At 44.7% G+C, this 12,229-nt stretch carries 8 protein-coding genes and 1 CRISPR repeat array; of the genes, 7 read left to right on the top strand and 1 reads right to left on the bottom strand.

What is annotated here, in order from left to right; all coding sequences use genetic code 11:
* Window positions 1-1,102: 1,102 nt before the first annotated feature.
* A CRISPR array of direct repeats spans window positions 1,103-3,233; the repeat unit is 32 nt; unit sequence GTTTCAATTCACTCACACCCGAAGGTGTGAGA.
* Between the two features lie 334 nt (window positions 3,234-3,567).
* The 6 genes from cas5c (at window position 3,568) to cas2 (ending at window position 9,479) form a co-directional block, all read left to right on the top strand.
* Entirely contained in the window at window positions 3,568-4,299 is a 732-nt protein-coding gene (gene cas5c / locus B0181_RS04620; protein WP_245953303.1) for a type I-C CRISPR-associated protein Cas5c, read from the top strand.
* A complete protein-coding gene (gene cas8c, locus B0181_RS04615; RefSeq protein ID WP_078276315.1) occupies window positions 4,296-6,431 on the top strand; it encodes a type I-C CRISPR-associated protein Cas8c/Csd1 in 2,136 nt (711 codons plus the stop codon). The genes cas5c and cas8c overlap by 4 nt, the downstream gene beginning before the upstream one ends.
* A 10-nt stretch (window positions 6,432-6,441) precedes the next feature.
* Window positions 6,442-7,293: a type I-C CRISPR-associated protein Cas7/Csd2 gene (gene cas7c / locus B0181_RS04610; protein ID WP_078276314.1), complete on the top strand. Its 852-nt coding sequence runs from the start codon at window positions 6,442-6,444 to the stop codon at window positions 7,291-7,293.
* Between the two features lie 159 nt (window positions 7,294-7,452).
* The gene (gene cas4 / locus B0181_RS04605; protein ID WP_245953302.1) at window positions 7,453-8,100 is read left to right on the top strand and encodes a CRISPR-associated protein Cas4; all 648 of its coding nucleotides are present in this window, start codon (window positions 7,453-7,455) and stop codon (window positions 8,098-8,100) included.
* Window positions 8,101-8,138: 38 nt separating this feature from the next.
* Complete coding sequence (gene cas1c / locus B0181_RS04600; RefSeq protein WP_078276313.1) at window positions 8,139-9,170, top strand: type I-C CRISPR-associated endonuclease Cas1c; 1,032 nt, start codon at window positions 8,139-8,141, stop codon at window positions 9,168-9,170.
* A 24-nt stretch (window positions 9,171-9,194) separates the two neighbouring features.
* Window positions 9,195-9,479, top strand: a complete 285-nt coding sequence (gene cas2, locus B0181_RS04595; RefSeq protein ID WP_342769708.1) for a CRISPR-associated endonuclease Cas2 — start codon at window positions 9,195-9,197, stop codon at window positions 9,477-9,479.
* 147 nt (window positions 9,480-9,626) lie between these two features.
* Here cas2 and B0181_RS04590 read toward each other — a convergent pair whose 3' ends face one another.
* Window positions 9,627-10,535, bottom strand: a complete 909-nt coding sequence (locus B0181_RS04590) for a LysO family transporter (protein WP_078276311.1) — start codon at window positions 10,533-10,535, stop codon at window positions 9,627-9,629.
* Between the two features lie 492 nt (window positions 10,536-11,027).
* On the opposite strand from B0181_RS04590, the gene B0181_RS04585 reads away from it, so the two are divergent.
* Window positions 11,028-12,224 carry a mechanosensitive ion channel family protein gene (locus B0181_RS04585; protein WP_078276318.1) on the top strand — a complete coding sequence of 399 codons (1,197 nt, stop codon included), beginning with the start codon at window positions 11,028-11,030 and terminating at the stop codon, window positions 12,222-12,224.
* Window positions 12,225-12,229: the final 5 nt, after the last annotated feature.

Below are 12,229 nucleotides of genomic sequence, written 5' to 3'. Positions count from 1 at the left end.
TTTCCATTTTAAAACAATTAGTTAGGGAGTATTTGTTCTAGTTATCTAGGACAGCCCCTAAATTTATATCAGCAAGTGATATAAAAAATAGCCCGATACACATACTTCGGGCTATTTTTGTTTGTGATATGCTTTATAAAGATTTTTTATTCCAAAATTTGAGCAATGCTAAGTATTTAAAGAATGAAATGTTAGAAGTCTGTTGTGATAAGTTTGTCAATCAAAACACCATTATTTAAAAGCTTCTATTGATAATGTAAGGCTGTTGAGTATGCTGTGCGATGCAGTAGGTGTCTTGATTTGTGGTTTGTATTCTTGATTGCAGCCTTTGCAGTGTGCTTAAATGAGCCAATATAGGTAACTAGGACAAGTTTATGGATGGTAAACTGGCGTTAAACGAATACAATCACTCAGCAAGAATAGGGGTTGCAGACTGTTAAACTTGGGAAAATCTGCACAATTTTTTATAGGGCTGTGCTAGCATAGTATGGTTGTTATTCTAATACAGCCTTAGTTTTTAAATTCACTCACACCCGAAGGTGTGAGATGTGCGTCCAAATATTGGCGCTAGCATTATGATTGTTTCAATTCACTCACACCTAAAGGTGTGAGATTGGTGGAATGGTGCAAAGACGATGGCAGCTGGCGTTTCAATTCACTCACACTCGAAGGTGTGAGAATTGGCGCAGATAACGACCATCAAAAACCGCTAGGTTTCAATTCACTCACACCCGAAGGTGTGAGATGTGCGTCCAAATATTGGCGCTAGCATTATGATTGTTTCAATTCACTCACACCCAAAGGTGTGAGAATACAACAGCCAATCTGTACACTGATTAAGATTGGTTTCAATTCACTCACACCCGAAAGCATGAGAATGGTGGCAATACCATCGCTATAAGTATCACCGTGCTCGAAATCTTTCACTTGTAAGGGCGTGAGAGATTTAATGTGTATATTATACTGTAATCTCGGTTGCGTTTCAATTCACTCACACCCGAAGGTGTGAGCCATATTGTCCCGTTGCAGGGCTGTGAAAAAACGTTTCAATTCTCTCACACCTAAGAGAGATGAGCAGGTGCCGCCATACTGTATATAATCCGTTTCAATTCACTCACACCCGAAGGTGTGAGATAATCCAAAACTTCAATCATCTGTGGCGCAGGTGTTTCAATTCACTCACACCCAAAGGTGTGAGAACGTTTAACGGTGCAGGTTCAGACGGTACATCGTTTCAATTCACTCACACCCGAAGGTGTGAGATAGGTTCGGCGGTGGACGTGCTAAACCGTTTACGTTTCAATTCACTCACACCCGAAGGTGTGAGATTGTCATCTTTTGCGCCTGCTCGGTACAGATATTTGTTTCAATTCACTCACACCCGAAGGTGTGAGATCGTCAAAGCCTTGTATATCAAGGGATTGCGAGGTTTCAATTCACTCACACCCGAAGGTGTGAGACCTTTTATGACTGAAACTGCTGAAAGTTTGCATAGTTTCAATTCACTCACACCCGAAGGTGTGAGATGAATATCGCTAATAAAATGCCCATCAGCATAAGGTTTCAATTCACTCACACCCGAAGGTGTGAGAGAACACTAACAACAACTTGCACGGTGTAGGACGTGAGTTTCAATTCACTCACACCCGAAGGTGTGAGAATTCGAACACTTGGCGATTAAATGATATATCGTGTTTCAATTCACTCACACCCGAAGGTGTGAGAATTGTTACGTGCCCCAAAACTTTCCGAATAATTGTTTCAATTCACTCACACCCGAAGGTGTGAGAAACAAGTGCGCAAAAACTCATTGGGCGCACTGCGTGTTTCAATTCACTCACACCCGAAGGTGTGAGATGTACTGATTGGCGACATCAATGCGATTTGTAGGTTTCAATTCACTCACACCCGAAGGTGTGAGAAAAACGCACAAAACAAACCAATGCAGGCGCAGGTGTTTCAATTCACTCACACCCGAAGGTGTGAGAGTTAGATTGGCAGTAGGCGCAGTCGTGCCAGCGTGTTTCAATTCACTCACACCCGAAGGTGTGAGACCTTTGGCAAACGCCCATTCAATCATCATGCCGTTTCAATTCACTCACACCCGAAGGTGTGAGAGGTGCAAGTGGGCAATTATCAGATTGACAGCGGTTTCAATTCACTCACACCCGAAGGTGTGAGAAAATTGCTGGTCGTAGCTTTTCAGTCATGGGAGTGTTTCAATTCACTCACACCCGAAGGTGTGAGAGTTGGTGAAGAACCGTATGGTACTCCACTGCTGTTAGTTTCAATTCACTCACACCCGAAGGTGTGAGAGCTGTTTGGCATTTTAGCCGCCCTGTTACGGTTGTTTCAATTCACTCACACCCGAAGGTGTGAGAGCATCACGCAGACTTTGTGGGCGGATAATAATCCGTTTCAATTCACTCACACCCGAAGGTGTGAGAGTGGCATCGTCATTTTGGCTGATGCTCATCACACGGTTTCAATTCACTCACACCCGAAGGTGTGAGAGTTGTCGGCTTTGAGTGCTAAGATTGGGCATTTTGTTTCAATTCACTCACACCCGAAGGTGTGAGAGTGGCGGTCTCTTGCGCGTGTGCCAGAGTAGTTGTTTCAATTCACTCACACCCGAAGGTGTGAGAGCCTATGGTTTGTGGCAGACGGACTTTTTGAAGATGTTTCAATTCACTCACACCCGAAGGTGTGAGAGTTTTTTCAGGTTGTCGGCGCAACAGTCGCCAAGTTTCAATTCACTCACACCCGAAGGTGTGAGACTATGTTGCAGGTCGTCAAGGTTGGCGACTGTTTGTTTCAATTCACTCACACCCGAAGGTGTGAGATTTGTCAATGATGGCGATTTGACGATTGTGCAGTTTCTCTCACACCCGAAGGTGTGAGACTTGCCACCTATGAAAAATTTACCCAAGACACAGTGCAGTTTCTCTCACACCCGAAGGTGTGAGAAATTTTTGCAACCGCTTACACAAGAAAACTTAAAGGTGCAGTTTCTCTCACACCCGAAGGTGTGAGAGCCTTCAGGAAGCGTGTATTCGATTGGGTGAGAGTGCAGTTTCTCTCACACCCGAAGGTGTGAGAGTTGGCTTCTACCAGTTGATTGCCAATCAGCTCACGTGCAGTTTCTCTCACACCCGAAGGTGTGAGAATGAGAGGCATTATACGAAATAAAAATGAAAAAGCGTGCAGTTTCTCTCACACCCGAAGGTGTGAGAAGCCTGCTACTTAACCCATTCATTTTATTGATAAAAATTTACCAATTCTGCGAATGGGCGGTAGCAAAACTTTTTAATGCTGCATTGCACAGCATTAGGTTATGATTCTACAACCAAACCTGTTTAAAATCAAGTTGTTAAATAATTCTGCGAACCTGCCAGGGATTTTATGTGTGCTTAAGGTTCGCACTTATTTTTTTGCAAAGTAAGTATTGACTTTTTGTGAATTATACAGTATTTTTATCCAAAAAGCATAGGTTTGAAAATCTTGTTTTGCCGTCATTAGAATTGTTTTAGGGTAATAAGGATCGCCATGTCATTGCCAGCCAACACTATGACATTCCTGCTAACAGGGCGCAATGCACTGTTTACCGACCCTGTCACTAAAATTGGTGGCGAGAAAACCACTTACCATGTTCCCACCTATGAAGCCCTAAAAGGCGTGTGTCGTAGCATTTATTGGAAGCCGACATTTATCTGGCATATTGATAAGGTTCGTATTCTAAACCCAATTCGCACCGAGTGCAAAGGTGTAAAGCCTATCAAATACCACAAAAGCGGCAATGATCTTGCCTATTATACCTACCTAAACGATGTGGCGTATGAAGTCAGTGCGCATTTTGAATGGAATTTAAACCGACCAGACCTTAAAGCCGATCGCAATCTTGCCAAGCACAGCGCCATTATGCAGCGTGCTTTAGAGCGTGGTGGTCGTCAAGATATATTTTTAGGTACTAGAGAATGTCAAGGCTATGTTGAGCCGTGTGAGTTTGGCTCGCATTCAGGCTTTTATGATGACATTGACCGCGTGGATTTCGGGCTGATGTTTCATTCTTTTGCTTATCCTGATGAGCTGGGGCGAGACGAGCTGCACAGTCGTTTTAGTCGCATTACCATGCAGCATGGCGTGATTGAATTTATACAGCCGACAGGTGATTTGGACAAAGATCGTGCTAATGGTCTGCCAAGCCGATTTGTGCGTGAAATGACGGACGGACATTTTTCTTTGGGCGAGTCCTTGCAAAGCGCAGACGATTTGTATCGGCAGTTGGAGATTGGCGCATGAGCTGGCTAACCAACCTTTATCGTACTTATGATCAAATCGCCAATAATGCCGATGCTCAGCTTGCCGATTCAGCGCTCACGCCTTATTATCACATCAGTCAAAATGCGCATATTATTGTCAAAATCAGCGAGCAGGGCAAGTTTTTAGGCGCAGCGTTTTTTCGTGCGAACGACAAGGCGGTCGCCAAGCAAATCACCTTGCCTGCAACCAATGATTCTGCCAACCGCACAAGTGGCACTCAAGCGCATCCTTTGCAAGACAAATTGCAATATATTGCCAAAGATTTGGCGCAGTTTGACGATGAAAGAAGTTTGGCGGATAAATTTGCAGATTATCATGCCTTGTTGACATCATGGTGTCATAGTGAATTTGCGCACCCGAAAGCCAAAGCGGTGCTAAACTATGTCAATCGTGGCACACTTACCCAAGATTTGATTGCGGCAGGCGTATTAAAAACCGATGATAATGGCAAACTGCTACGCCCAGCGTCTGCCAGCGAAGTAGAACCACCTGCGGATATTTTTACAGTTTTACCAAAAGATAATTCTAAAGGCTATATCAATCAAACGTCTGCGCTTGTTGCGTGGCAGGTCGTCAGTGCAGATTTGTACGATGCAGACAGCGGCAACACTTGGGAAGATGATACGCTGATTGAGTCTTGGCAGCAGTTTTATGGCAATCAAGAAGCGGATTTTGGTCTGTGTTATGCCACAGGCGAAGAGCAGCCTTTGGCAAATAAGCACCCGAAAAATATTTTAAGAAGCAATAACAACGCCAAGCTGATTTCTGCCAACGATAATGATGGATTTACCTTTCGTGGGAAGTTTCTTGATGGTGCGCAGGGTGCTGGTGTAGGTTCGGTAGTTACCGAAAAAGCGCACGCTGCCTTATCATGGCTTATTAGACATCAAGGTCAAGAAAAAGCAGGGCAGGCGGTTGTGGCTTGGGCGGCGTCTGCTGGTGTGGTCATGCAGCCCATGCAAGAGCATTGCTTGGATATTAAGCAGACGGTAGATGAGATTGTTGCTGCGTCAGAAGATGCGGTGTTGGTGTTTGATCCGCAAATGAGTTTGGGAGATTTGTTTGGCGGTGAAGATGCAGACGATGATTTGCCTGATGACAATGACGATGGTTTGAGTAATGATTTAAACCAGCAAACCACACTTGCTGTGCTGCACCATAAAGACATTGGCGCTTCTTTTGCCGAAGCATTATCAAAAAAGATGGCGGGCTATCGCATTGCAGACAGTCGCTTGGCGGGCAATGAGCAAATTTCCATCATTGTGATAGAAGCGGCGACGTCGGGGCGTGCAGCGGTAACGTATTATCAGCAAATGCTGGCAGACGATTATTTGCACGCATTGAACGCTTGGCAGGAAGATTTTTTATGGTATCAAGGATATTACGATGCCAAAGACAATGTTCGTAAGTCGGGCATCGGTGCGCCAGTGCCGCATCGCATTGCAGAAGTTTGTTATGGCAGTCGCATTGCGGATAATTTGCGCAAACAAGTGGTTGCTCAAGTATTGCCGTGCATTGTAGAGCCTGCGCACGCAGGAAAAGTTCGTAATATCCCTTATGTGCTGGTTGCACAAGCAATCAAGCAGGCTTGCAATCCAGCTGCGCTAGAAAAATGGGAGCATGAGCAAGCGGTTGCTATGGCGTGTGCTTTATATAAAGGTTATTGCAAGCGGCATTCATCATCAAGGAATTATAGCATGGCGTTAGATGTTACTTATACTGGGCGAGATTATCTGTATGGGCGCTTGCTGGCGGTAGCAGAAGATATTGAGAGCTTGGCTTTATTTGTGGCGGGCGAAAATCGTTTGACGACTGCCGAGCGTTATATGCAACAGTTTGCCAACCGTCCTTTTGACACATGGCGCAACATTCGCTTGGCGCTAGATCCGTACATTAAGCGCCTAAATCACGCCAGACCACAAAGATTGCATAAGCGTGAAGCGTTGATGAATGAGATTTTTAGCTTATTTGCAATTGCTGATTTTAATGACAACAGCCCACTGTCAGGCGAATTTTTGCTTGGCTATCATAGCCAAAAATACGCATTTTATCTTGCTGACCTTGCCAATAAAAGCAAGCAAAATCAAGAAAATACCACACAAGTCGCCTAAGGAGTAACGAATGAGCCTAACCACCAAGATTGATTTTGCGCTGATTTTAACGGTGGATAACGCCAATCCAAATGGCGATCCGCTAAATGGCAATCGCCCACGCACTGATTTTGCAGGCAATGGCGAAATTACGGATGTGTGCTTGAAGCGCAAAATTCGTGATCGTTTGCAGGAAGTAGGTCAGTCAGTTTTTGTGCAATCTGATGAGAAAAAGTCGGATGATTTTAAAAGCTTAAAAGATCGCGCGGAAGGCGTACTTGGCAAAGACACTCTTAACCCAAAAAAGACCAGCAGAGAAGACGCCAGTGCAGCTGCGTGCCAAACTTGGTTTGATGTTAGGGCTTTTGGGCAGGTTTTTGCTTTTGGTAAAACCAAAGACTCAGACGGTGTATCCATCGCCGTTCGTGGGCCTGTTACCATTCAGCCTGCTTTTAGCCTTGAGCCAGTAGAAATCGTCAGTACGCAAATCACCAAAAGCGTTAGCGGCGAAGGTGATGGCAGCAAAAAAGCCAGCGACACCATGGGTATGAAGCACCGCATTTCGCATGGCGTGTATGTAACTTACGGTGCCATCACACCGCAGCTTGCTGAGCGCACAGGCTTTAGTGATGACGATGCGCAAGTGCTGAAGGAAATTTTGCCAAAGCTGTTTGAAGGTGATGCGTCGTCTGCACGTCCTGAAGGCAGTATGCAGGTTGTCAAGCTGATTTGGTGGCAGCATAATAGCAAAATGGGGCAGTATTCGTCTGCCAAAGTGCATGGTTCACTTAAGGCATTGCTTAAAGAAGACGGTAGTTTTGATGAAGCTGCGCTGAAGCAGGCTTTATCAGGACTTGAGCCGCAAATCGTTGACGGATTCTAAAAGACAAACACCGCATCATTTTATTGTTGCGGTGTTTTTGTTTACAAAAACTTAACTCGGTCATTCAAGGAAGTTGCGAACTTGATGGGCGGTTGTAAGTTTCAATTGATACAATTCTGTTGATAAATTTCTATTGATGCAATTCTGCAAAGGTGTAATATGACGCAGCCTAAGCCGCAAATAGGGCGCATGGATAATGTTTTGTATTTGTCGCAGTTGCAGCATTATATTTACTGTCCGCGCCAGTTTGCTTTGATTGAGCTTGAGCAAGTTTGGCAGGACAATCAATTCACTGCAGAAGGGCAGATTTTGCACGAAAAAGCAAATTCTGGCACAGACGAGAAGCGTGGCGATGTAAAAATTGTCAGAACTTTGCCGCTTGCTCAGCCTGAATTGAATATTTTTGGCGTGGCGGACGTGGTGGAATATCACACCAACAATGGCGAAACAATCCCATATCCCATAGAGTATAAGCGCGGCAGACCCAAGGCGCACCGAGCGGACGAAGTGCAGCTTTGCGGGCAGGCGTTATGTCTTGAGTATATGCACGCTTGTCATGTGCCTGAAGGTGCGATTTTTTATGGCGAAAAGAAAAGGCGGCATTCGGTGGTTTTTGATGAGACTTTGCGTGAACTGACTTTAAACACCATTCGTGCTTGCCAAGACATCATTGTCCAAAAAATCACACCAAAAGCGCATTATAGCACTAATAAATGCCGAAATTGCTCACTAAAAGACATTTGTCATCCGAAAGTTTTTAGTAAAGGTGCCAAAAAGTGGCTGCTTGCCAGATTGCAAGATGGATAAATTAACGAATTTGTCAAGTATTGGCTGAAAAATCACCCATGAGACTGCTAAAAAACACATTATATGTTCAGACCCAAGGTAGCTATTTGCATAAAGATGGCGAGAATTTGGTGCTGAAAATTGAACATGAAATCAAGGCGAGAATCCCAGTTCACAAACTTGAAGGACTGGTGTGCTTTGGCAATGTGATGGTAACGCCTGCGCTGATGGAACATTGCACTAATAACGGCATCACCATCACGCATTTGAATCGTTTTGGGAAATTTCAAGCCAGAATTGAAGGCGGAGTGTCTGGCAATGTTTTGCTCCGTAGACAGCAATACCGCATTTGTGATGATGATAAACGCAGTGTGCCAATTTGCCAAACGATTGTGCTGGGCAAGGTGTATAATCAGCGGCAGGTGATTGCCAGATATTTGCGAGATTATAAAGATAAACTTAACAAACAAGATCAAGAACAACTAGAGATTGCACAAACCAAACTCAAAAGATTGCAACAAAGCGTGCTAACAACCAATACTTTGCCGCAGCTTTTAGGTAAAGAAGGCGAAGCGGCAAGCTTATATTTTGGTGTGTTTGGTCTGTTGATTAGAAATGATGCGTTTGAATTTACCAGCAGAAGCAGAAGACCGCCAAGCGATGAGATGAATGCGCTGCTTTCGCTGGCTTATACCTTGCTTGCGCATGATTGTCGTAGTGCTTTAGAAACGGTGGGTTTAGACCCGCAGTGCGGATTTTTCCATCAGCTGCGTGCTGGGCGCGTGTCGCTTGCGCTGGATTTAATGGAAGAATTTCGCCCGATGATTGATCGGTTTGCGCTGTCTTTGGTGAATAAAAGGCAGCTTGGGCGTGATGATTTTGTGCGCAAGGAAAATGGCGCGGTTTTGCTTGATGAAGACGCAAGAAAGCGGTTTTTGAGTGCATGGCAGGACAGAAAACAGCAGAAAATTTACCACGCTTGGTTTGATGAGACGGTGCCATTTGGCCTGTTGCCGCATTTGCAAGCTGTCATCATGGCACGGCACATTCGTGGTGATATTGATAGTTATGTGCCGTTTTTATGGCAGTGATTTTGGAGTGATTCGGCTGTGTTGGTGCTGGTAACGTATGATGTGAGTTTGCAGGACGATGATGGCAAAAGACGCTTGCGGCAGATTGCCAAGCATTGTTTGAATTATGGGCAGCGTGTGCAGTATTCGGTTTTTGAAATTGAAGTCGATCCTGCGCAGTGGGCAATGCTCAAGCATAAATTGCAAAACATCATAGATGCTGACGTGGACAGCCTGCGCTTTTATTATTTGGGCAGTAATTGGCAAAGGCGTGTTGAGCATATTGGTGCAAAACCCGTGTTGGATCTAAATCAGGCGTTGGTGTTTTGACTTAGATAAAGGCTGCTTGGATTGACAGGTTGAAGTATTTTAAATTGTTGACGGCGGCGTAAATTTTGCTCAAAGCGCAATCAACCAAACCAAGCTTTCATTCAAGTTTGTCGTTTGTTTTTAAAATCATCAATTCATTAAAATTCATCACCCAAAACTACTAAAAAACACCATCAAAATTGGCGATAGCACATTGGTGATAAAGCCAAAACTAATCACCAGCGGAATGATTTGCGTGCCGCCAGCTTGGGTGAGCGTGGGTAGGGTGAAATCAAGACTGGTTACACCGCCAAGCCCAATCGCCGCCGATGACGAACGGCGCATGACATAAGGAATGAACAGCAAAGCCACCACTTCACGTCCCAAATCGTTAAGCAGTGCCACCGACCCCCACACCGCACCGTAGGCTTCGGTCATCACCGTGCCAGACAGCGAATACCAGCCCCAGCCACTCGCCAGCGCCAAGCCTTGCGCCAGCGACACTTCAGAAAAAATCAGCGCAAACACCACGCCGCTGACAAGCGTACTCACCATAAATACCGCGCTGATGGCAAGTCCGCGCTTGTTAAGCAAGGCTTGCTTTAGGCTGACCCCTGAGCCTTTTAGGCTGATACCCACCAAAAACAGCAGTGCCATCAGTAGGGCGGTGATTGTGCCGTCAGGCGGCAAGGCACTTTCTGGCAGCCATTTGGCGATGACAAAGCCCACTGCCAAGCACGCCACTTGCACCAAGCTGCCATGAATGCTGACGTGATTGGTGCTGTTTGTGCTTTTGGTGGTTTGGTTGGGCGGTGCAAATTTATCAAACGCTGCAAGTCCTAGCAAGCCAAAACCAATCGTCAGCACCATCAAGCTGCCCAAATATAAAGCAATGCTGCCAACTTTGCTGCTTAAATCCTCCACTAAGCCAAGCTCAATACCGATGACGATTAAAATCAAAAACACCAAATAATTAAGCAGGCGTTCGGCAAGTTCGGTGAAATTTTTGCGCTGTGGCAAAGCAAAGCCGATAAACATGGGTGTCAAAATCAGTATGAGTGTTTTAATGCCTTCCATGAAATTTCCTTAATTTTATTTTTAAATTTTATTATAATTTCTACATCAAATCATGAATGAAAATTGATTGAAAAATTGGTTTTAAGAACGAAATTTTGGCGAATTTTATAAAGTTTTTCTTAAAAATAAAAATCATTATGGTGATGATTTTTTGACACATTGAATGATGAAAATCGCTGAAAACTTGCGCTAAATCCACGCCAAACTCACACCAAATTCGCACCAAAAATCACCACTGCAAATTAAAACCCATCATATCAAAATTTTGCCAAACTGCAAAGAATTTCACAAGTTGTTCAAAATAAATTTGTCAAAGATTTTTAAAGGTTGACTTGAAACGCAAAATTGAAAATTGATGTGTTTTTGAGAAATTTTTTGTGATTTTTTATGAAATTTTTTGTGAAATTGGGGCGGAAATTTTACACGACAGGATTGGGATTTGCTACAATACGCTTATTTATTTTTTGGTTTGCTTGCCTGCTTGATGTTGCCATGAAAAGTTTTGATATTGCTGAGTTTTTTCAAAAAATTGTCCGTGATTTGTACGAAAGCGTGTATGTGTCGCTGGGCGGTTCGCTGGACGATCAGACGCTCAACTGGGCGGAGCGTGGCGTGGCGTTGGCGGCGACAGCATTAAAAATCGTGATTTTACTGTCCATAATTGGACTTGTGTACTGGCTTTTGGTGTACTGCGTGAAGCGTACGCGGGCGTTTTTGCATTTGTCCACGCGCCACGTCAAAATTGTGCGTGCCAATCTGCGCTATGCGTGGCTGGTGGTGAGTTTGCTGGCGGTGATGACGCAAATCGGCATGAAGGCGGACACCATCACCGCCACAGCAAAAGCGGCGGCTTGGGCGGGCTTTTATTATGTGCTGTGGAGTACGTCAGGGCAGATGATTAGCCGTGTGCTAAAGCATTATGAGCTGAATGCGTCCATTGAGCAGCTGCTTAAAAACTTGATTTTGGTGGTGATTTTTGTACTGGCGTTGGCGAGTATTTTGGCGCAATTTGGCTTTGATATTGTGTCGCTGGTGGCAGGTCTGGGTATTGTTGGTTTGGCGGTGGGTTTTGCTGCCCAAAGCACGCTGGCAAACTTCATCGCAGGCATCACCATCTTGGTGGAGCAGTCGTTTCAAGTGGGCGATTGGATTCGTTTGGGCGACACCGAAGGGAGAGTGGTGAAAATTTCGCTGCGTGCCACGCAAATTTTGGATCGTGATAACATCATTATCATCATTCCAAATTCTACCGTGTCATCGTCTGAAGTTACCAATCTAACGTCCAAAAAAATGATTCGTTTTGATGTAAGCGCGCGCATTGCTTTAGAAGCGGACATCACCAAAGCACGCACGGCGATTGTTAAGACACTCTTAAAAGATGAAGTGATTTTAAAGCACCCAGCACCGATGGCAACGGTGGATCACATTGGTGAATATGGCGTGCATTTTATTGTGCGTTTTTGGGTTGCGCCTTTGTCGGTGGCACGCATTCCAGTGATTAAAGAAAATATTAATGAAAAAATCAAGCGTGCGTTTGATGATGCGGGCATTGCCATTCCGTATCCGCACATGCGCTTGATTGCTGATGACGGTGTGCTGATTGCCGAGCGTGTTAAGAGCAAGCCGTCAAGTCAAACGACCGTTGATATGATTGAAGAAACGCCAGAGCAAGCAGCGAAGAAAAATTAGGGTTT

Source organism: Moraxella caviae (genome assembly GCF_002014985.1).
In the GTDB taxonomy this organism is placed as follows: Bacteria; Pseudomonadota; Gammaproteobacteria; order Pseudomonadales; family Moraxellaceae; genus Moraxella; species Moraxella caviae.
Note: the sequence above shows the minus strand (reverse complement) of the source record. Positions and strands in the feature narration are given on the sequence as shown.